Source organism: Spirosoma luteolum (genome assembly GCF_054778875.1).
Genome location: NZ_BAAGZE010000005.1, coordinates 374777 through 395553, shown reverse-complemented (window position 1 = coordinate 395553; position 20777 = coordinate 374777). Strand labels below are relative to the sequence as shown.

The 20777-nt window shown below is 60.1% G+C and carries 25 protein-coding genes; 20 read left to right on the top strand and 5 right to left on the bottom strand.

Annotated elements, in window-relative coordinates:
* The first annotated feature begins 1 nt into the window (after position 1).
* From ACYVAC_RS09300 to ACYVAC_RS09290, 3 genes are all read left to right on the top strand, one after another.
* Positions 2 to 1003 (top strand): DUF6089 family protein, encoded by a 1002-nt coding sequence (locus ACYVAC_RS09300; RefSeq protein WP_461097353.1) that lies wholly within the window; start codon positions 2 to 4, stop codon positions 1001 to 1003.
* 3 nt (positions 1004 to 1006) lie between these two features.
* Entirely contained in the window at positions 1007 to 1681 is a 675-nt protein-coding gene (gene porG, locus ACYVAC_RS09295) for a type IX secretion system protein PorG (protein ID WP_461097352.1), read from the top strand.
* A gap of 101 nt (positions 1682 to 1782) precedes the next feature.
* Positions 1783 to 2574 carry a M23 family metallopeptidase gene (locus ACYVAC_RS09290; protein WP_461097602.1) on the top strand — a complete coding sequence of 264 codons (792 nt, stop codon included), beginning with the start codon at positions 1783 to 1785 and terminating at the stop codon, positions 2572 to 2574.
* Between the two features lie 172 nt (positions 2575 to 2746).
* On the opposite strand, the gene ACYVAC_RS09285 is transcribed toward ACYVAC_RS09290, so the two are convergent.
* The 3 genes from ACYVAC_RS09285 to ACYVAC_RS09275 form a co-directional block, all read right to left on the bottom strand.
* Positions 2747 to 2953 (bottom strand): hypothetical protein, encoded by a 207-nt coding sequence (locus ACYVAC_RS09285; protein WP_461097351.1) that lies wholly within the window; start codon positions 2951 to 2953, stop codon positions 2747 to 2749.
* A 52-nt stretch (positions 2954 to 3005) separates the two neighbouring features.
* Positions 3006 to 4490: a CCA tRNA nucleotidyltransferase gene (locus ACYVAC_RS09280; protein ID WP_461097350.1), complete on the bottom strand. Its 1485-nt coding sequence runs from the start codon at positions 4488 to 4490 to the stop codon at positions 3006 to 3008.
* 85 nt (positions 4491 to 4575) lie between these two features.
* Complete coding sequence (locus tag ACYVAC_RS09275; protein WP_461097349.1) at positions 4576 to 5106, bottom strand: L-threonylcarbamoyladenylate synthase; 531 nt, start codon at positions 5104 to 5106, stop codon at positions 4576 to 4578.
* Positions 5107 to 5240: 134 nt separating this feature from the next.
* Between ACYVAC_RS09275 and ACYVAC_RS09270 the strand changes: the two genes are divergently transcribed.
* The 4 genes from ACYVAC_RS09270 to ACYVAC_RS09255 all read left to right on the top strand — a co-directional run bounded on the left by ACYVAC_RS09270 (position 5241) and on the right by ACYVAC_RS09255 (position 10717).
* On the top strand, positions 5241 to 5954 hold the full coding sequence (locus ACYVAC_RS09270; RefSeq protein WP_461097348.1) for a membrane or secreted protein: 714 nt from the start codon (positions 5241 to 5243) through the stop codon (positions 5952 to 5954).
* 185 nt (positions 5955 to 6139) lie between these two features.
* Positions 6140 to 8512, top strand: coding sequence for a TonB-dependent receptor (locus ACYVAC_RS09265; RefSeq protein ID WP_461097347.1), 2373 nt, complete (start codon positions 6140 to 6142; stop codon positions 8510 to 8512).
* On the top strand, positions 8512 to 9591 hold the full coding sequence (locus ACYVAC_RS09260; protein WP_461097346.1) for a DUF4249 domain-containing protein: 1080 nt from the start codon (positions 8512 to 8514) through the stop codon (positions 9589 to 9591). The genes ACYVAC_RS09265 and ACYVAC_RS09260 overlap by 1 nt, the downstream gene beginning before the upstream one ends.
* Before the next feature lie 127 nt (positions 9592 to 9718).
* Positions 9719 to 10717, top strand: coding sequence for a glycosyltransferase family 9 protein (locus tag ACYVAC_RS09255; RefSeq protein ID WP_461097345.1), 999 nt, complete (start codon positions 9719 to 9721; stop codon positions 10715 to 10717).
* A gap of 21 nt (positions 10718 to 10738) precedes the next feature.
* On the opposite strand, the gene ACYVAC_RS09250 is transcribed toward ACYVAC_RS09255, so the two are convergent.
* Together ACYVAC_RS09250 and ACYVAC_RS09245 are read right to left on the bottom strand one after the other, a co-directional pair.
* Positions 10739 to 11578 (bottom strand): maleylpyruvate isomerase N-terminal domain-containing protein, encoded by an 840-nt coding sequence (locus tag ACYVAC_RS09250; protein ID WP_461097344.1) that lies wholly within the window; start codon positions 11576 to 11578, stop codon positions 10739 to 10741.
* Between the two features lie 48 nt (positions 11579 to 11626).
* Positions 11627 to 12835 (bottom strand): molybdopterin molybdotransferase MoeA, encoded by a 1209-nt coding sequence (locus ACYVAC_RS09245; RefSeq protein ID WP_461097343.1) that lies wholly within the window; start codon positions 12833 to 12835, stop codon positions 11627 to 11629.
* A 224-nt stretch (positions 12836 to 13059) separates the two neighbouring features.
* Between ACYVAC_RS09245 and moaC the strand changes: the two genes are divergently transcribed.
* The 13 genes from moaC (at position 13060) to ACYVAC_RS09180 (ending at position 20742) form a co-directional block, all read left to right on the top strand.
* Positions 13060 to 13536: a cyclic pyranopterin monophosphate synthase MoaC gene (moaC, locus tag ACYVAC_RS09240; protein ID WP_461097342.1), complete on the top strand. Its 477-nt coding sequence runs from the start codon at positions 13060 to 13062 to the stop codon at positions 13534 to 13536.
* Positions 13514 to 14119, top strand: coding sequence for an NTP transferase domain-containing protein (locus tag ACYVAC_RS09235; RefSeq protein WP_461097341.1), 606 nt, complete (start codon positions 13514 to 13516; stop codon positions 14117 to 14119). The genes moaC and ACYVAC_RS09235 overlap by 23 nt, the downstream gene beginning before the upstream one ends.
* Positions 14120 to 14162: 43 nt before the next feature.
* Entirely contained in the window at positions 14163 to 14786 is a 624-nt protein-coding gene (locus ACYVAC_RS09230; RefSeq protein ID WP_461097340.1) for a DUF6992 family protein, read from the top strand.
* A 59-nt stretch (positions 14787 to 14845) separates the two neighbouring features.
* On the top strand, positions 14846 to 15061 hold the full coding sequence (locus ACYVAC_RS09225; protein WP_461097339.1) for a hypothetical protein: 216 nt from the start codon (positions 14846 to 14848) through the stop codon (positions 15059 to 15061).
* Complete coding sequence (locus ACYVAC_RS09220) at positions 15058 to 15438, top strand: type II toxin-antitoxin system VapC family toxin (protein ID WP_461097338.1); 381 nt, start codon at positions 15058 to 15060, stop codon at positions 15436 to 15438. Before ACYVAC_RS09225 ends, ACYVAC_RS09220 begins: the two co-directional genes overlap by 4 nt.
* Positions 15439 to 15589: 151 nt before the next feature.
* Positions 15590 to 16072: a nucleoside deaminase gene (locus ACYVAC_RS09215; RefSeq protein WP_461097337.1), complete on the top strand. Its 483-nt coding sequence runs from the start codon at positions 15590 to 15592 to the stop codon at positions 16070 to 16072.
* Positions 16073 to 16163: 91 nt separating this feature from the next.
* The gene (locus tag ACYVAC_RS09210; RefSeq protein ID WP_461097336.1) at positions 16164 to 17369 is read left to right on the top strand and encodes a DegT/DnrJ/EryC1/StrS family aminotransferase; all 1206 of its coding nucleotides are present in this window, start codon (positions 16164 to 16166) and stop codon (positions 17367 to 17369) included.
* A gap of 11 nt (positions 17370 to 17380) precedes the next feature.
* Complete coding sequence (gene vapB / locus ACYVAC_RS09205) at positions 17381 to 17584, top strand: type II toxin-antitoxin system VapB family antitoxin (protein WP_461097335.1); 204 nt, start codon at positions 17381 to 17383, stop codon at positions 17582 to 17584.
* Positions 17581 to 17787: a type II toxin-antitoxin system VapC family toxin gene (locus ACYVAC_RS09200; protein WP_461097334.1), complete on the top strand. Its 207-nt coding sequence runs from the start codon at positions 17581 to 17583 to the stop codon at positions 17785 to 17787. Before vapB ends, ACYVAC_RS09200 begins: the two co-directional genes overlap by 4 nt.
* Positions 17788 to 17802: 15 nt before the next feature.
* A complete protein-coding gene (locus ACYVAC_RS09195; RefSeq protein ID WP_461097601.1) occupies positions 17803 to 17976 on the top strand; it encodes a PIN domain-containing protein in 174 nt (57 codons plus the stop codon).
* 5 nt (positions 17977 to 17981) lie between these two features.
* A complete protein-coding gene (locus tag ACYVAC_RS09190) occupies positions 17982 to 19067 on the top strand; it encodes an iron-containing alcohol dehydrogenase family protein (protein ID WP_461097333.1) in 1086 nt (361 codons plus the stop codon).
* Positions 19068 to 19139: 72 nt separating this feature from the next.
* Positions 19140 to 19991 (top strand): 3-deoxy-8-phosphooctulonate synthase, encoded by an 852-nt coding sequence (gene kdsA, locus ACYVAC_RS09185; RefSeq protein ID WP_461097332.1) that lies wholly within the window; start codon positions 19140 to 19142, stop codon positions 19989 to 19991.
* Positions 19992 to 20040: 49 nt separating this feature from the next.
* Complete coding sequence (locus ACYVAC_RS09180; RefSeq protein ID WP_461097331.1) at positions 20041 to 20742, top strand: phosphatase; 702 nt, start codon at positions 20041 to 20043, stop codon at positions 20740 to 20742.
* Positions 20743 to 20777: the final 35 nt, after the last annotated feature.

Below are 20777 nucleotides of genomic sequence, written 5' to 3'. Positions count from 1 at the left end.
TATGAAGAAACTTAAATACCTGGCAGCAGGGGTGCTGTCGACTGCATTGCTGCTGACCCATACGGCAGACAGTCTGGCGCAACGGCGCATCAATACCCGCTTTGTTCCCTACTCGTCGGTTAGTTTCGGCGTCGGTTCTTCGCATTATTACGGCGATCTGGCCGGGTATCGCCAGGCACTGAAAGCCACCTATATCATGCCGCGCTGGAACGCGGGTCTTGGCTACACCCGGCAGTTTACGCCCCATTTTGCCGCCCGGGCCATGTTTACCTGGGCGCGGATTTCGGGCGACGACTACACGTTCAACAAAAACAACATTGAGCAAAACCTGTATCAGTACGCCCGCAACCTGCATTTTCGCAACGACCTGAAAGAGTTTGCCATTACGGGAATTTATAACTTCATCGAAGATGGGCGCAACTCGTCGGTGCGGGCTAAATTCACACCCTATCTGTTTGGGGGCGTCGCGCTGGTAGCCCACAGTCCTGAGGCCCGCACGCCGTTTAGTGAGACCAACCCCGACGAGTCGCAGCGGTGGGTAAAACTGCAGCCACTGCATACCGAAGGGCAGGGCCAGCCCGGCTACGACAAGCCGTATTCGCTCGTTACGGTGGCTATTCCGGTCGGTTTCGGGATGCGCTACCGGCTCAACGACAACTTCAACCTGGGCTTTGAGATCGGCTATCGCTACGCCTTTACCGACTACCTCGATGATGTAGGGGGCAACTACGCCGACCCCGCCGTACTGACGGGCCTGGCCGCTACCATGGCCGATCGCCGGCAGGAGCAGTTTGCGTCGCGGCTGAAAAACCCACCCAATCGCTACGATCCGCTGGTGCAGCTCTATAACAATAACACTGGCCTGCAGCCGCAGATCGCCGATGCGCTACAAACCTATTCGGTACGGGGAGCCGATGGTGTTCTGCCCGATGGGTACCTGCTGACGAGCTTCCAGATTCACTATATCATTCCGGGTAAGATCAAATGCCCCCCTATTAAATAGGCCGTGACGAGACAACGGATCCATAGAGCCCGGCTGCTGCTAGCCGGGCTTTTTATAAGCCTGAGCACTGTGCAGGCGCAGAAAATCGAAGTGGGGGGGAGTCTGGGGGGCATGCTTTACAAGGGCGATGTGTCGCCCCGGCCCGATCTGCGAACGATTCAGCCGGCGGCCGGCCTGTTTTTTCGCTACAACGCCACGCGCTCGCTGTCGTTTCGGGCGGGCGTGGCTACGGGGCATATCAAAGGCGACGACAACCTGAGCAACGACCCGCTGCAGCAGGCACGAGCTTACGCGTTTCGCAGCACGATCAGTGAACTGACGGCCGATGTCGAATACAACTTTCGAAACTACAAGCCCCTGCCGAAAGCCCGCAACTGGACGCCCTACGTCTTTGCCGGGCTGGGTATTTTCAACTGTAAAAACAGCGTGGTGCGGGCGCGGGGCATGCTTAGTTTCCCGCTGGGGGTGGGCGTGAAGTACGAAATCAAACGGCCCTGGAGTGTGGGCGCTGAGCTCGGCACCCGCTTTACCCGCTTCGATTACCTCGATGGTCTGGGTGAACGCACCTTTGGCGTAACAGCGGCCAAGACCGGCCAAAGCAACACAGCTTTGTCGGACAATTACAGCTACGTAGCCATCACCCTGAGCTACACCTTCTACAAAGTGGTCTGTCCGTAAGGCTCATTTGGCCAGCGTCGGCTTCCGTTGCCATTGTTTCCGTATTTTTGGGGTCGTAACCCCTAAAACAGGCAGTAGTGAAGATTGACGAGTATGTATTTATGCGACTAGCGGGCGTAGTGGTAGCGGTACTGATGGGGGGCATCAACGCGGCCTCGTCGCAGACGGTGACCGGCCCGTCCGACGACCCAACGATTTACGGCTACTGCCAGCAGTTTCAAACCCTTTACATTCAGATTCGTGAGCAGACCGTAGCGCCCGATTCGGCCCGGCTGCAGTTTAGCCGCATCATGAACGGGCTACACGAACGCTTCGGCAGTGTAACCCGGCTGCGCAACGATAGTCTTCAGCGCGACAGTCTGCAGCGAACGGGGCGTTATTTTGCCTTTCCGATCCGGGGCTACAACGCCCGCGCCATCGGCGGCACCCACGGCGAAGGCTACCGGGGCAAAGGATTCGACCTGTTCGATTACAAGGTGAAGGGCAGCCACCCGGCGCAGGATATCTTCATCAGCGATCGCAATCAGGATTATATCGACGACCAGACCGGCCGGCCGGCCGATGTGCTGGCGATGAGCCAGGGTGTAGTGCTGGCCATCGAAACGGCCTGGACGCCCGGCTCCGAATACCGCGGGGGCAACTGGATCTGGATTTATGATCCCGTGCTGCACGGGTTGTTCTACTACGCCCACAACAGCAAAGTCGATGTGGTGCCGGGGCAGTGGGTCGTGGCCGGTCAGAAAATATCGGAGATGGGCCGCACGGGCTTCAACGCCTATAAAGCGCGTTCGCCAACTCACCTGCACCTGATGTACCTACAGATACAGCCCAATGGCCTCCCCGAACCCGGGGACACCTACCGCTGGCTCCTGACTGCCTCCCTGTCGAAGTGACAGGTGGAGGGAGGTATAGTTGACGAGTTATAAAGTTGCAGAGTCGGATGGTTACGCTACTGTCGCGTTGACAGGTAGTGGCCGTTCAGCCACGCCACAGCCAACATACCGACCTTACAACCCTAAAACCCTACCACTATAACCTGCTATAACGCTAGCGCTGCACAACGCCCTACGATTCGCGAACGAGGTTGACGCCGGTGATGAGAAAAATCATGCCGACGATGAACGGCGCGGCCGACTCGGCTTTGTTGATGCTCATGCCCAGCACGGGCTTGCTGTCGGAGAGGAAAGCCACCAGGGCAAACAGCACGACAAAGACGCCCAGGATGGTGAGCGATGCGCCAAAGAAGCGCCGAAAGTTGGTATTGTTATCCATACGTTAGGGGCGGAGCCAGCAGGCCGTGCCGGCTCCGGTTGTTAATCAGGTGTTATGACGATACAGGAGTGACCGACAGCGGCTGCACCGGTGTCAGGTTGCGCTTTTGGCCCTCGGCCAGCAGAAACGGATAGGCTTCGTCGAGTACGTTGGGCACAATACCGTCCAGAATAGCTTCGCGCACCAGCGTTTTCAGTTCACCCACCAGCTGCGAGGGCGGCAGCCCAAACGTTTCCATAATCAGTTCGCCGGTAATCACGGGCTGGAAATTGCGCAGTTTATCGCGCTCCTCCAGATCATGCAGCTTCTGCTCGACCCGGTCGAAGTTACGCAGGTGTTTCTGTACTTTCTCGTAGTTTTTCGAGGTGATATCGGCCCGGCAAAGCGCCATCAGCCCGTCGAGGTCGTTGCCGGCATCGAACAGCAGCCGGCGCAGCGCCGAATCGGTAATCTGCTCTTTGGTGAGCGCGATGGGGCGCAGGTGCAGCCGAACCAGCTTCTGCACAAACCGCATCGACTCGTGCAGCGGCAGCTTCATGGTTCGGAAAATACCCGGTACCCAGCGCGCGCCCATGTCCTCATGGCCATGAAACGTCCAGCCCACTTTTTTGTCGTACCGTTTGGTGGCGGGTTTGGCAATGTCGTGGAGCAGAGCCGCCCAGCGAAGCCACAATTCCTGCGCATCGAGGGCCGGCGTGGTTTTGGTTCGGGCCGCAATGTTGTCGAGTACCTGCAGGGTATGGTAAAAGTTATCCTTATGGCCGCGCCCTTCAATGGTCTCGACCCCGCGCAGGGCCACCAGCTCCGGAAAAATCCGGTCGAGCAGGCCCGCGTGATAGAGCAGTTTAAACCCGTACGAGGGTGTTTTGGCCAGAACGATCTTGTTCAGCTCGTCGGTAATGCGCTCGCGCGAGACAATGCTGATGCGTTCGTTCATCCGGATAATGGCGTCGAACGTATCGGGCTCGATGTCGAAGCCGAGCTGGGTGGCAAAACGGATCGCCCGCATCATGCGCAGCGGATCGTCGGAAAACGTAATGGCCGGATCGAGGGGCGTCCGGATGATTTTGCGCCGAAGATCGGTTTGCCCGTCGAAGGGATCGATGAGTTCGCCGTAGGGGAGCCCGCCCGTGCGGTTGAGGCCGATACCCATAGCGTTGATGGTGAAGTCGCGCCGGTTCTGATCGTCTTCGAGCGTACCATCTTCGACCACCGGTTTGCGGGAGTCGGCGCGGTACGATTCTTTGCGCGCGCCCACAAATTCAACTTCCCAGGTCTGGTCATTCTGCTCGACCCTGATCATGGCCGTGCCGAAGTTGGGAAACACCGCTACGGGGGTGCGCAGGGCTTTTCCGACGGCCTCAGCCAGCGCAATGCCACTGCCCACGCAAACCACGTCGATATCGTGAGAGGGCCGTTTCAGCAGCAGGTCGCGCACAAACCCACCCACCACGTAGGCACGCACGCCCAGCGCATCGGCCTGCTGAGCGAGCGTATCGAAAATGGGGTTGGTCTGGAGTGTGTCGCTAAAATTCATACTAGTTTATTGGTGTCCGGGTTCGTAGCGGGGGCTACCGGAGCAGAAGCTGTCTGCAAAGCCATGACCCCATCGAACCGCAAACCTATTTTCTGATAAATCCGACGCCCCCGTCGAGGTCGAGCCGGATAATGCGGGCTTTGCGGGGCATACCGGGCAGCGACCCGAAGGATTCGCTGACGGCGGCTTCGGCCGGCGGGGGCAGCTTGAGGGCTTCGAACGGAATGGTTAGCAGGCCCCGGCCAAACCCACCGATCAGTCGTTGGAGATCGGGGTTGAGGGCCCGCCGAACGGCAATCTCGGGACCATGGTCGAGCAGCGCCGGCGAAATGTTTTTACCCTGTTCAAACACCACGATGAGGGGCGTTTCCGAAAATTCAACCACGTCGTAGGCTACGTCGGGCAACTTGGCCACATACAGAATGAGCTGATCGGTATTCTGAATCAGCACCGTGGGCCGCACCCCGTCGGGCATCACCGAAAAGAGCGTCAGCAGTTTAGCCACGGCAGCATCGTTGATCGGGTCGGCGGCTACCGACCAGCCGGTTTCGTCGGCCAGCGCAACCAGGTTGCCCTGCCGGAGTTGATAAGTGATGTCGCGAATCGTGGCTGCCATAACAACGTAAACTGCAAAGATACGCTCAGGTTTGGCAAATCGCGCCGTAGGGGGGGCGGGTTTGTTGAGTAGCCCGGCCGGCACCGTTGCTTTTGAGCCGACAGTCTGTTGGGGCTTCGGCCCCGCTAGTACCTATGAACCGCTTCATCATTTTGTGCCTGCTGCTGGGTCAGTGGGCAACCGTCAACGCCCAGAAACCCACGCTCAGCCCCACAGGCAGCTGGCAGCAAACCGCCCCCGACGGCAGCAAGCGCCTACTGATGATCAGCGATACGTACCTGATCGAAACCGTCTTTACCCCGACCCACTTTATCAGCACCCGCGGAGGAACCTGGAAACGGACCGGGGGTTACCTGAGCCTGATCGTCGAATTCGATTCGCAGGACAGCAGCCGGGTAGGCTTTACCGAACTGAGCCGGCTCGATCTGCAGCCCACCGAACTGGGAGTCAGCACCAACGCGGGCGCCAGAACATTTCGCCGGGTCGACCAGCCGGCCCAGGGTGCCGTTCTGTGCGGCCTGTGGCGCATAACGAGCCGGGCCAACGAGGCCGGTCAGCAAACGCCCATGGCGGCCGGGCCCCGCAAAACCCTCAAACTGCTGACCGGTACCCGCTTTCAGTGGGTAGCCATCAATCCTGAAACCCGGCAGTTTTCGGGAACGGGGGGCGGTACCTACACCCTGACGCGGGGGCAGTACACCGAAACGATCGACTTTTTTTCGCGCGACGACAGCCGCGTGGGCCGGTCGCTGACCTTCGGTGCCGAGGCTGGGCCCACCGAATGGCACCATACCGGCACCAGCTCTACCGGCGGCCGGGTCGACGAAGTCTGGCGTCGTGAGCCGTAAGCCAGACCCCTGCGTACAGGATCGGGCAACCGGCCAAAATCCCTAAAAACACCGGGATTCCGTAGGGGTGAGGGTAAATCGCACCGAAACTGCCTTTAGTGTCTGATTTACAGACAACCCGATCGCCAACGGCGGGTTGCGTTTCACACCAGCCTATGCTCCGAATTGGTTTACTGTTCTTATTCATGTCCGGGTACACCCTTTGTTACGGGCAGGCAATCCGGCCGGCGGGACCGGTCTTTTCAGTGACGGGTTACGTGCGCGATGCGCGTAACAACCAACCCATTCAGGGAGCCAATATTGTGGTGCTCAACGTCTCGAAAGGCTACGTGACGGCCCGGGACGGCTTTTTCGTGCTGTCGCTCCCCCGGGGTACCTACGTGCTTAAATTCACCCATGTCGGATTTCGTCCCACCCTCGATACCATTCAGGTGCAGGGCATGCTGTTTCGGGAGATACAGATGCAGGACGACGCCAAAGACCTGGAGGAGGTAACGGTTACGAGCGAAACCCCCGACCGCAACGTGCGCAAGGTAGAGCTGGGCGTCTCGCAGCTGTCGATGCGGAGCATCCGGCGCATTCCGACACTGCTGGGCGAGGTCGACGTGATTCGGAGTCTGTTGCTGCTGCCGGGCGTGAGTACGGTGGGCGAAGGGGCGCCGGGCTTCAACGTGCGCGGGGGCAGCACGGATCAGAACCTGGTGCTGTTCGACGACGCTCCGGTCTTCAACACCAGCCACCTGATGGGCTTTTTCTCGGCGTTCAATCCCGACGTGGTGCGCGACGTAACGCTCAACCGCGGTGGCGTGGCGGCTGCCTACGGTGGCCGGGCGTCGTCGGTGCTCGACGTAAAAGTGCGTGAACCCGACGCGGGGCAGTGGCACGTAAACGGGGGTATTGGGCTGATTGCGAGCCGACTGGGCGTCGAGGGGCCGCTGATCAAAAATAAACTGTCGGTGCTGCTGGGTGGCCGGTCGGCTCTGAGCAACGTTCTGTTCAGGCTGGCGCCCCCCAACCTGCGCAACACCCGCGCATCGTTCTACGACCTGACGGGCAAGCTGAAATACCAGCCCGGCGAACAGCATACCGTCACGCTGACGGGCTACCTCAGTCAGGATGTTTTCAAACTGCCCGCCGACTCGCTGTCGGGCCAGGAAATCAACGCATCGTCGACCCAGTTCGACTACCAGACCCTCAACGGTACGCTGCGCTGGAATTATGCCATCAACCGGCGCACCAATCTCAACACCGCGCTGGTGCTGAGCCGCTACACGGCCAATCTGTCGTCGGACGAGCCGGTCAATGCCTTTGCGCTGAAATCGGGCGTGTGGCACCGGCAGCTGAAAACCGATCTGAGCTATGCCCTGTCCGACGCCCATCAGGTGCAGGCAGGCCTGAGTGCGATCGACTACCGGGTGCAGCCCAACACGCGCGTCCCCGGTCCCCTGTCGAACGTGCTGCCGGTCGATCTGGCGGCCGAACGGGCCTACGAGCTGGCTGCCTACGCGCAGGACGAATGGACGGTATCGCCCACGCTGTCGGTGCTGGTGGGGCTGCGCTACTCCGAGCTGCTCAGCCGGGGGCCGGCCACGGTGCGCACCTATGCCGAGAACAGCCCCCGCCAGGACGAAACGGTGGTGTCGACGCAAACCTACGGATCGGGTGCCATCTACCACAGTGCGGGTGGTCTGGAGCCCCGGCTGGCCGTGCGCTGGACCGTGGGCACGGGGCAGGCGGTAAAGCTGGGGTACAGCCGCTTGCGGCAATACATTCAGCAGGTCACCAATACCACGGCTGCGCTGCCCACCTCACGCTGGCACCTGAGCGACCCCTACACCAAACCCCAGATCGCCGATCAGTGGTCGCTGGGGTACTTCCGCAACACGGCCGATAACGCCTACGAGGCTTCGGGCGAAGTGTATTATAAAACGCTTGCCAATGCCATCGACTACCGCGACGGGGCCGAAATTCAGCTGGCCCAGGCTGTCGAAACGCAGCTGGTGCAGGGAAAAGGGCAGGCGTATGGGTTTGAGGGACTCGTGCGGAAAAATAAAGGGCGCTGGACCGGCTTTGCCAGTTACACCTACGCCCGCACGCTGCTGACGATGAACAGCCCGTTTGCCGCTGAGCAGGTTAACCGGGGTAATCCGTATCCGGCCAACTTCGACAAGCCCCACACGCTGAACATGCTCGCTACGTACCGGCCCACGGCCTGGTTCAGTCTGTCGCTCAACTTTACCTACAGCACCGGCCGACCCATTACGCAGCCATACGCCAAAGCCTTTATCAACGGGGTCTACATCCCGATCTATGTCGACCGGAACCAGCAGCGCATTCCCGATTACCACCGGCTCGATTTCTCCATGTTGTTCGAGCAGAATCCGCTTAAAAAGAAACGGAACCAGAGCAGCTGGGTCTTCTCGATCTACAACGTCTACGCCCGCAAAAATGCGTATTCAGTCTTTTATCGGCTTAACAACGCGGCTAATAAAGACGCCTACAAGCTGTCGATTTTTGGGACGATCTTTCCGTCGCTGACGTATAATTTTAAATTCTGATGCTGTCATTCATCCGTTTTCTGGCCGTTGGTTTCGTTTGTCTGGGGGGGCTGACCGGCTGCGTAACCGAGTTTCAGCCCGACGTCATCAGCCTGCCGCCGGCGCTGGTGGTGGAGGGCGAAGTAACCGATCAGCCCGGCCCCTACACCATCCGCCTGACCCGCACGGCCGACTATAGCATCCGTAGCCTGAACCTGCTCGAAACCGGAGCGGTGGTGGTTATCAGCGATAACGCCGGCAACCAGGAAACGCTGGTTGAACAGACGGGGGGCGGGGTGTACCAGACCGTGCCCGGCCGCGCCAACGGCATCCGGGGTGTGGCTGGTCGTCGCTATACGCTGCGCATCCAGACCAAAAGCGGGCAGCGCTACGAGTCGAGCGCGGAGGTTCTGCCGGCCGTGCCGCTCATCGAGCGGGTCTACTACGAATACCGCAACGAGCCTAACCCGACGCTGCCGCAGCGGGACCAGGGCTGGGATGTGTACATCGACTCAAAAGACCCCGATACGCTGGGTAATTACTACCGCTGGACCTGGACACACTACGAACTGCTGCAGGCCTGTCAGAAAACGTTTGTTCAGCGGCTCAACCGGTACCAGGGGATCAGCTGTTGTTCGAACTGCTGGAGTATCGATCGTTGCTACAACTGCATTTCGATCAATTCCGACGCCAACGTCAACGGCCAGGCCATCAGCCGGCAACTCATCACACGGGTGCCATACACCTCCCTGAGCCGCTACTACATCGCCGTTGAGCAGCAGGCCCTCAGTGCCGGAGCCTATCAGTTCTGGAAAAGTGTGCGGCAGCTGGTAAGTAACACGGGCGGATTGTTCGATGCCGCGCCCGGCCCCATGGTGGGCAACATGCGCTGTGTCAGCGACCCCGCGCTGCAGGTCTATGGCTACTTTGGGGCCACGGGGCTGTCGAGCAAAGTGATTTACGTAGACCGAAGTGCGGGGCAGGGTCCCCCCCTGACCGATCTGCCGGTCGAGATTCCGTTTCCAACCAACCCATCGTGCATTCCGTGTCAGAACAATCGCTACCAGACATCCAGTCAGCCGGCGGGGTGGGTCTACTGAACGGTTTGGCGAGTCGGAACAGATGCCATAGCTTTGCAGAAAGGGCGTAGCGGCCACTGCCGGCCGGTTTCGGGCGATCGTCTGCACCGGGCTCGCGGCTAGCCCCCCTGCTGTTTTCCCGCACGTTATGGCATCCCCGGTAAAAATTCTGGTTCTTCGTTTTTCCTCCATCGGCGACATTGTGCTGACGACGCCCGTTGTGCGGTGTCTGAAACAGCAGTTGCCCGGGGCGGAGGTGCACTTCTGCACGAAACGCAGCTACCAGACGTTGGTGGAGCACAACCCGTATATCGATAAGGTGCACTACCTCGACGGGGGCCTGGCCGATTTGCTGAAACAGCTGCGCCCCGAACGCTTCGACTACATTATCGATCTGCATAATAACCTCCGCACCCGCATGATCAAGCTGGGGCTGATGGGGGTGCGGTCGTACAGCTTCGATAAGCTCAACCTGCGCAAGTTTATGTACGTGCGCTGGAAAGTAAACGCCATGCCCGATGTGCACATCGTGGATCGCTACCTAGCAACGGTGCGGCCGCTGGGTGTCCTGAACGACGAGCGCGGACTCGATTATTTTATTCCCTACAAAGACCAGATCGAAACCGACTGGCTGCCCGCCAGTCATCAGCGCGACTACATTGCATACGCCATTGGGGGGCAGCACGCCACTAAGAAGCTACCCGTGCCGCGCATGATTGAGCTGTGTCGGAAAATAGACTATCCGATTGTGTTGCTGGGTGGCCGCGAAGACCGCGAAGCCGGCGACGCCATTGCCCAGGCGCTTGGCACCGGGCTGATTTACAACGCCTGCGGGCAGTATAACCTCAACCAATCGGCCGCGCTGCTGCAGCGGGCCCGGCTGGTATTCAGCCACGATACGGGCCTGATGCACATTGCCGCAGCCCTCAAAAAAAAGGTGTACTCGATCTGGGGAAACACTACGCCCCAACTGGGTATGTATCCCTATAAAACGGCGTTCGAGGTTCTCGAGAAAAAGGGCCTGGCGTGTCGCCCCTGCTCTAAGATCGGGTTCGACGCCTGCCCGCTCAAGCATTTTCGGTGCATGAACGAGCTGGCCTTCGATTTTGATCTGCGCGAACTGCGCGCCCGCAAAAAACTCGAGTAACCCCTGCCTGTACCGGCTCAGTCAGGCCATCACGGCCGTCATACCCAGCACAGGCTGTCCCAGCGCCCGGTCGCCGGCGATTGTTACACACTGTGCCTGCTCCCCGGCCGAAAGACCCTTCGTAACAAGTCGCCACGCCATTGGCCCGTCGATCTGTACCGTCGTTGCCACCCCTGGCGGGGCATCGGCACGTAGCTGCCAGGCGGTTTCGGTGCGCTGGAGCCACCAGGTGCCGCCCCCGTCGCCCGTAACCGTAATGGCCACCCCCGTACCGGCGGGGGCATCGGTGTGGCGGTAGGTATGGGGCAGTGCCCGCATGAAGGTGTCGAGCAGGGGATGGTAGAGCGCCGGACGGAGCAGCGGCTCGGTTTGCCCGAGGGCCAGCCGAATCTGCTGCTGGTGGTGCCACTGCTCGGTGTATTCGCGGGCTACGTGAAACCAGTTGGGCGATGTTGTTTCGCCGGCCCAGGCTACCGAAAAGAGGGCCGGTTCGTCAGGGTCCAAGGCCGTGAGCAGCGCCTGCACCTCAGGGCCAGTCTGAGCCAGCATCGACACCAGCAGCGCCGGGCTCAAGCGCCGGGTCGCCACGACCCAGTCGTGGTTGAGTTTATTCAGGTACTGCACCAGGTCGGCGTAGGAGGTAATAACCGGACCGTCGGGGGCCTGGTAGTGATCGCGGTAAAGGCTGATCTGCCGCAGCTGCCCGTCGAGCAGGTGCGCCGTGATATCTTTTACCGACCAGCCGCGGCACACCGTCGGGCGGTGCCAGTCGGCCGGGGTGAGGCTCTGCAGCAGGTCGAGCAGGTGTTGGTGCAGCACCGGAAACAGGGGTGCCGTATCGAGGGCAGGGAGGGTCGTCATGGGCTAACGGGTGGCCCACCTGCCTGTAGCGGTGGGCCATTGACGGGTTCAGAGGGTACGCCAGATGGGAAAGGCCTGACCGGCATCGAACGTCGACTGGTCGGGGGGCAGTTCCATAAAGGCGTTGGTATCGAGCAGGTTGGCAAAGTCGGCCGAGCCGGAGCCCGGCAGCGGATGGGCCAGCAGTCGGCCATCGGGCGCCGAGCTAAGCCGAACGGTCAGGAAATACGTAAGGTCGGGACGGAACGTAAACGGTGAGGCCAGCTGTGCGTATTCGGGGGCCGATGCCGGCAAACCGAGGGAAGCTCGGAGATACGGCATCACGTAGCGGTAGGCGCAGAGCACCGTCGAAACGGGGTTGCCGGGCAGCCCGAATACCGTTTTGCCCCCCGGCGCCGTACCAAACCAGAGTGGCTTGCCCGGCCGCTGATCGATCTTGTGGAAACGCTGCTCGACGCCCAGCCCAACCAGTACACTCGGTACAAAATCGGCTTTGCCCGCCGAAACTCCGCCACTCAGCAGCAGCAAATCGTTGTCGGCCAGCAGGGCACCCAGCCGCTCGGCCATCAGTCCTTCGTCGTCGACGATGCGGTGCAGAGTGGCGTTGATGCCCAGCGATCGCAGCGCGGCCTGCAGCAGGTACGTGTTCGACTGCCGGATCTGGTAGGGCAGGGGTGTATCGGCCACGCCCACCAGCTCGTCGCCGGTCGAGATCAGTGCTACCCGCGGGAGCGCACTCACGACCAGTTCGGTTTGTCCGACCGATGCGGCTACCGCCACTTCGGCGGGTCCCATCCGCATGCCGGCTGAGAGTAGCTCGTCGCCCGCCCGGCGGTCGGTAGCCTGGTGGTGCACGTTCTGCCGGTAAGCCGCATCGCTGATGGTCACCAGCGCCTGGCCGTCGCGAATCAGTATGTCTTCGTATCGAATGACCGTGTCGGCACCGGTGGGGAGCATGGCCCCGGTCATTACTTCGAGGCAGGTGTTGGGTTCGCTCAGGCGCTGCTGCGGCTGTCCGGCCCGCTGCATCCCCACCACCCGAAACACAAAGTCGCCGTCGGTCCGCTGGTTTTCATAATCCGAAAAACGAATGGCGATACCATCCATGGCCACCCGGTCGAAAGGTGGAAAATCGCGGTCGGCCCGGACGGGCGCCCGCAGTACCCGGCCCAGCGCTTCCCCCAGCGGTACAGTTTCGGTTGGTAGTGTCAGGCGGTTCTGCAGGACCAGGTCATACGCGTCGGCAACGGTAAGCATAGGAATCAGCGGTAGAAAATAATGAAATTGATAGGCGAATAACGAACTTCGGCCCCAGCTTACAAGCCCGGTCGGGCGAGTTTGTCATGTCGGGCCGGCGGGAAATTGATCCGAAGTGGATTATCCCCGAATCTAGTACAACCGAAGTACGGATTAGGTTATGGCTTTATGCAAAACGCCCGGCCCCGCCCAACCAATCAACCCCAGCAACCCACAGGCGTGCTATGCATAGTTTTTCCCACATCAGCCCCGAAGGCGACCCCGCGATGGTCGACGTAGGGGCCAAAGCCATCAGCCGGCGTACGGCCCGCGCCCGCAGCATTGTGCGGCTCAACGACGAAATCATGAGCCACTTGGCCGGACAGGACATTGCCACCAAAAAGGGCCCCGTGTTTCAGACGGCCATCATTGCCGGCACCATGGCGGCCAAGCGCACCGACTCGCTCATTCCGCTCTGCCACTCGCTGGGCCTCGACAACTGCCGGATCAACATCCAGACGGAGGGCCTGCACGCTATTGTCGACTGTACCGTGTCGACCGAAGGAAAGACCGGCGTGGAGATGGAAGCGCTGGTAGGCGCTTCTATAGCGGCCCTGACCATTTACGATATGTGCAAGGCGTTTTCGCACGATATCGTGATCGAAGAAACCAAACTGATGGCCAAAACCGGCGGTAAACGTGATTTCAACCGAGCCGACTAACGCCGGGCTGCCCCCCGTCGACGGACTGGTACTGATGGGGGGGCTCAGCACACGGATGGGCACCGATAAGTCGGAGCTGGCCTACCACGGGCAACCCCAGCGCGACTACCTGACGGCGTTGCTGCAACCCTTTTGCCGGCAGGTGTACTGGTCGGTCAATGCGGAGCAGGCGGCTACGCTGCCTCCCGGCGGCCCGCCCCGGCTGATCGATGTGGTGAGTGAACGACCGGGGCCACTCAACGGTATGCTGTCGGCCGTTGCCCACGATCCGACCTGTGCGTGGCTGGTGGTGGCCTGTGATATGCCGCTGCTGTCGGCCCGTTCGTTCGACGCGCTGCTGGCCGGGCGCCGGTCGGAAACGATAGCCACGGCGTTTTACGATACCGATGGCCGCTACCCCGAACCGCTGCTGTGCCTGTGGGAGCCCGGCAGTGGGCCCGTGCTACAGGCGGCTTTTGCCAGCGGCATGGTGTCGCCCCGAAAAATTCTGATGATGAACGCCGTGACGCTGCTGCCCCCACCCGATCCGCGCGAGCTGACCAACATTAACAGCCCCGACGAACGCAGCCAGCTGGGATTCTGAAACATCCGCTTTCGGGCGTGGTTGTACCGCAAACGCTCTGGCTATGCCCTCACTTCGTTACTGGCTGCTGGCGGCCGGCTCTCTGCTGATCGCCCCGCCCACCTCGGCCCAGCGGGCCACGCCCGCACCCACCCTCCGCGCGTTCAGCGAGCAGCGCATCCGGCACCAGCGGGCCGTGGGCTATACGCTGGGCAGTTATGCGCTGGCCAACGTGGTGGCCGGGGCCATTGGCGCGAGCCGAACCACCGGCGAAACGAACGCGTTTCACCGCATGAACGCCTACTGGAACCTGGTCAACCTGGGCCTGTCGGGGGCTACGCTGCTGGCGCTGCGCCACAAGACCGGCGAGGGCGAGTCGCTGGCCACCGCCGTTCGGCAGCACGAAACCATGAAGCAGGTGCTGCTGGTCAACGCCGGGCTCGATGTGGCCTACGTGATGGGCGGCCTGTACCTGCGCGAACGCGGCCGGGCCGATGCGCCGGGCGGTGCCACCGACAAGGCGGCCCAGCAACGGGGCTACGGCCGGTCGATTATGCTGCAGGGCGGTTTTCTGTTCGCCTTCGATCTGGTCAACTACCTGATCTTTAAGCGTCGGGGCGACCGGCAGGAAGGGCTGTTGCTGGGGGCAGGGCCCGACGGCGTGGGCCTGGTGATGCCCATCCGGTAGGGGGAATTGCTCAAAAAAACGTATATTGATTGGCCTCCTTTTGGCCACTAACGAGCGCTATGACTACGATCACCGTTGACTTAATCGATGAAAAGGCGTACCGGCTGCTGGAAGACCTGGCGGAACTGAATATTATCCGTATTCATCCGCCTGTTCCGGCTACGACTACGCCGGAAGCAGGCAAACCCCGCTTTGGATTTGCCAGGACCATGATCGGCCAGATTGCGGATGACTTCAATGAGCCGCTCGATGTATTTGCCGATTATCAGCCATGATTATCGACACGCACATACTGCTCTGGTATGCCAAAGGAGACGAACGCCTGGCACCGGCCCTACGAGACCATATCGAGCAGAGCCAGACGCCTTGTTTTGTGAGTAAGGCTAGTTTGTGGGAAATCACGATCAAGGCTGCGTTGGGAAAGCTGGATCTTGGTATGGCGTTCGATCAGTTCTTCGATGAACTGCCCCGTCAGGGGTTTCAGTTACTGGATATCGACCTGGCTGATCTGCGTATGCTGCACCGACTTCCGTTCTACCACGGTGATCCGTTCGACCGGCTCATTATTGCCCAGGCCATTGCCCGTAACGTCCCTATTATGTCAGACGATGCGAAATTTGGCCGGTACCCTATCCAGCTGGTTGGTACGTAAACCGTCGCGTTTTAGCCACCTACCTACTGAATGTCGGGGCGACCGGCAGGAAGGGCTGTTGCTGGGGGCAGGGCCCGACGGCGTGGGCCTGGTGATGCCCATCCGGCAGGCCCGAATCCCTGATTTCTTTTACCTGTATATTCTGTTACCGATGACGTCTTTGAAAACCGACGATGAGTTTATGCGGCTGGCTATCGAACTGGCCCGCACTGGCATGACTACCAACGAGGGTGGCCCGTTCGGCGCCGTGATCGTGCGCGATGGCGAGATCGTGGGGCAGGGCTGCAACCGCGTTACCTCGACCAACGACCCTACGGCGCATGCCGAAGTAGTAGCCATTCGCGACGCCTGCCAGCGGCTGGGCACGTTCCAGCTCGACGGCTGCACCCTCTACGCATCGTGCGAACCGTGCCCCATGTGTCTGGGGGCTATTTACTGGGCCCGGCCCGACCGCATTGTGTACGGGGCATTCCACTCCGACGCTGCCCAGGCCGGCTTCGATGATCAGTTTATTTACGAAGAACTCGACAAGCCCCGCGAGCAGCGCCACATTCCGATGCAGCAGGCCCTGCGCGAGGAAGCCAACATGGTTTTCGAGGAGTGGGACCGGCTCGACAAGCGCATTCCGTACTGACGTTCCGGCGCTGGTCGGGTGAAGTCGCTAAAATGCCGTACTTTTGCCGAATCATTTTACGGACAACAAACCAACGTAAACCGTCCTGATTATGCCTGGAATGGAGTTTTTCGGCGCCGACGAGCGCAGCGAAATCAACGATGTGCTGGAAACCGGCATTCTGTTTCGCTACAACCACGAAGCGCAACGCAACAATATCTATAAAGCCCGCGAATTTGAAGCCGAAGTGGCCGGTCTGGTCAAGGCCAACTACGCCCACGCCGTGTCGAGCGGGTCGACGGCCGCCCTATGTGCCATGGTAGCCGCCGGCGTTGGCACGGGCGACGAAATCATCGTGCCGCCCTTTACCTACATCGCCACCATCGAAGCGGTGCTGATGGCCGGTGCTCTGCCCGTATTTGCCGATATCGACGATACGCTCTGCCTCAGCGCAGAAGGCATCCGGAAAGCCATTACCCCGAAAACCAAGGGTGTCTGTCTGGTACACATGTGCGGGCAGATGGCCGACATGGACGCGATCATGGCCGTTATCGAGGAGCACAATCTGGTGCTGATCGAAGATGCCGGTCAGGCCATGGGAGCCCATTACAAAGGCGTTTATACGGGTCTATGGGGTAAGGCCGGCGCCTACTCGTTCGACTTCTTCAAGATTGCCACGGCCGGCGAAGGGGGCGTAATGGTCACCAATGACGAGGCCATCTATAAAAACGCCGATTCTTATTCCGACCACGGACACGATCACATCGGCAGCAACCGGGGTATGGAGCAGCACCCCATTCTGGGCTTCAACTACCGCATCAGCGAACTGCACGCGGCCGTTGGGCTGGTACAGACCCGCCGGGTGCCCGAGGTGATCCGGAAAAACAACGGGCACAAGAAACAACTGATGCAGACACTGGGTCAGGTACCGGGCGTATCGTTTGCCCGCCTGCCCGATCCCGATGGCGATTCGGCTACGTTCCTGAACATGCTGCTGCCCGATACCGAGTCGGCCGGGCGTGTGGTGGCCGAGCTGAATGCGGCCGGCGTGGGTGGCTTCAACTACTGGTACACCAACATGTACCACTTCATCAACCAGTGGGACCATATTAAGGCGATGCGGACGGCGTCGGCGCTGCCTATTGAAAAACTGGGCGCTCCGCAGGACTACAATGCCCTCGATCTGCCCGGCGCGCAGCAGACCATCGGGCGGCTGATTTCGTTCGGCATCCGGGCGAGCTGGACCGCCGATGAGGTAAGCACCCTGGCCGATGCAATTGCGGCCGCTGTAACCAAAGCGTTGCCCGTTGAAGCGTAAACAACCTACTCATGTCGACAACTGGTTTGCTGGCTGAAATTCAGGCATTACCGCCGGACCTGCGTCAGGAGGTGGAGCATTTTGTTCAGTTCTTACGGCTGAAACAAAGGCAGCGCCAGCCGGACGGGGAACGTGAATTTGGGTATGCGAACGGTAAAGTAACGATGGCTGCCGATTTCGATGCACCCCTCGATGACTTTGCTGATTACCAATGAAGCCCTGGTTGCTCGATACGCATACGCTGCTCTGGTTTTACGACGGTAGCGACGAGCTACCCGAAGCCATTCAGCAGTTCATTCCTAATCCCGCCAATCGATGCTACGTGAGCGTAGCCAGCCTTTGGGAGATTACGATAAAGAGTGGGTTGGGCAAACTCGATCTGGGAACATCCCTGCCGGAGTTTTTTCGGTTTTTATAGCGGAACCGGTTCGAGATACTGGGCATAGAAGCCAGTCATTTGCTTACCCTGAGTCAGCTGCCGCTGCATCATCGGGATCCGTTCGACAGGATGCTGATTGCCCAGGCGCTCACCGAAACAGTACCCATTGCCAGCCGGGACCGGATGTTTGGCCTCTATGGCGTAGAAAACAGCTGGTCGCTAACGTAGTAATTATGACAGTGCACAAAAACTTCAAAGGCGTCGAGAAAACCGTCTACGGACGGGGGAGCTTCAACCAGCTCGACGATATTCTGGCGCCCCGCCGGGCCGACAACAACCAGTACTTCGTTTTTCTGGTCGACAACTATTTTAAAGGCCAGCCCCTCGAAAACCGGGTGCCCGCCCATCCCCACGATCTGGTGTACTACATCAGCGTGGAAGAACACGAGCCTACCACCGAACAGATCGACAGCCTGCGCGACGAGATTCTGGCTACCAAAGGCCTGCCGTCGGGGGTGGTCGGCATTGGCGGGGGCAGCATCATGGATATTGCCAAGGCACTGTCGCTAATGCTGACCAACGAAGGCTCGTCTACCCTGTACCAGGGCCTCGATCTGATCAAAAAGCCCGGTATCTACCATGTAGGCGTGCCCACCATTTCGGGCACGGGGGCCGAAGTGTCGATGACCGCCGTGCTGACGGGGCCGGAGAAAAAGCTGGGTCTGAAGTGCGAATGGACGGTCTTTAACCAGATCGTGCTTGACCCCGAACTCATTGCCTCGGTGCCGCGCAACTGGTGGTTCTATACCGGTATGGATACCTACATCCACTGCGTGGAATCGGAAAACGGACGGCTGAACAATGCCTACTCGCATGCCTTCGCCGAACAGTCGATGAAACTCTGCCGCGAAATCTACCTCGGGCCGACCTCGGGGCAAACGCCCGAAAACGACGACAAGCTGATGGTAGCCTCGCTGATGGGCGGGCTGAGCCTGACGTACTCGGAGGTGGGCGTATGCCACGCGCTGAGCTACGGTCTGTCGAAAATTCTGGGCATGCGCCACTGCTACGCCAACTGTATTGCCATGAACCACCTCGGCGACTACTACCCGGAGGGTGTGAAGGAGTTCAAGGAGATGGTAGCCTATCACCAGATCGACCTGCCGCAGGGCCTGTCGAACGACTGGAGCGACGAGGTGCTCACGCAGATGGCCCACGTATCGTATGGCTTGCCCCACATGTGGCTCCACGCCATCGGCGATAACTGGAAAGAGGTCATCACGATCGACGTGCTGAAAGACCTGTTCCGCCGGATGTAGGGTCGGCCCCGTGGTTTAGTCCCGGCCGCTGAGGGTTCAGTGGCCGGTCATGTTTCAAATCAGCAAAAAACTATGTCTCAGAAAATCGTTCGCGTTGGCGAGATCGAATGTGGTTCGGATGAGTTGTTTCTCATCTCGGGGCCCTGCGTCATTGAAGACGAAAAAATCATGATGACGGTGGCCGAGCAGCTCCGCGAAATCCAGGAGCGGGTCGGTATCAAGATCATCTACAAATCGTCGTTCCAGAAAGACAACCGCTCGAGCCTGAACTATTACAACGGCCCCGGCCTGGAAAAAGGCATTCAGGTGCTGGCCAGGGTGAAGGAGCAGTTTGGCTTCCCGATCCTGACCGACGTACACTATCCCGATCAGTGCGCGGCTGTGGCCGACGTGGTCGACGTGATTCAGATTCCGGCTTACCTCTGCATGCAAACTATGCTGGTGGTGGCTGCTGCCCAGACGGGCCGGGTAGTCAACGTAAAGCACGGTCAGTTCTTGGCGCCCGAGAACATGAAGCACCCGGTCAAGAAAATCGAAGACTCGGGCAACGAGCAGATTATCCTGACCGAGCGCGGCTTCACCTTCGGCTACAATGACCTGGTGGTCGATCCGCGGTCGTTCTACCACATGGCCCGCACCAACTACCCCGTGGTGTTCGACGTGACGCACGCGATCCGGAAATACGGTATCCCGTCTGCCGATGCCAAAGGGGGTGCCCGCGAATACCTGCCCGTACTGGCCCGCGCCGGGGTGGCTGCCGGGGTCGACGGTCTGTTTGTGGAAACGCATACCTGCCCTTCGGAGGCTCTGTGCGACGCGGCCAGCCAGCTCGACATCAAGTACCTCGAGGAATTCCTGAAACCGCTGCTCGAACTGCACGCGGTAGAAGTAAAATACCGCAATACGCTGCCCGAACTGGCCTAACGGCTGCTGACTACCTAAACCCCTCTCCAGCCCGGAGAGGGGCTATTTTATGACCACTACCGAACAAACGTTTACCGCCCTGGGCGGTCAGTTTATCACCCCGGTCGATGTGCTGACCGACAAGCTGCGCCACATCCGGGCCGTGGTGTTCGACTGGGACGGGGTGTTTAACGACGGGGTCAAGACCGAAGCCGGCAGCAGCAGTTTCAGCGAGGTCGATTCAATGGGGACCAACCTGCTGCGGTTTGGCTTCTGGCTGCACCACGGTGGCCGGCTGCCGCTGATGGCCGTGATTACGGGTGTGACCAATACGCTGGCCGATACGCTGGTGGGCCGCGAGCATTTTCACGCCTGCTACTCGCAGGCCAAGCATAAGATCGACGTGCTGCACCACCTGCTCGAACAGCACCAGCTGCAACCCCACGAAGTCGCTTTTTTCTTCGACGATGCGCTCGACCTGTCGGTGGCCGAGGTGGCCGGTGTGCGGGTCATGGTGCGTCGGCGCGCCAACCCGCTGCTGATCGACTACGTGGTGCGCCACGGGCTGGTCGATTACGTAACGGGCGCCGAGAGCGGTCAGTGGGCCGTGCGCGAAGGCTGCGAGGTGCTGCTGGGGCTGCTGGGACAGTTCGATACGGTTATGGCCGAGCGGCTGCGCTACCGACCCGTCTACGACCAGTATTACCGGCAGCGGCAGGCCATTACACCCACATACTGGACAGTTGGGCCCGATGGCCCCGTTCAGCAATAATCCGTTCCCGGTTTTTCCGTAGCCGGTTTTCGGCC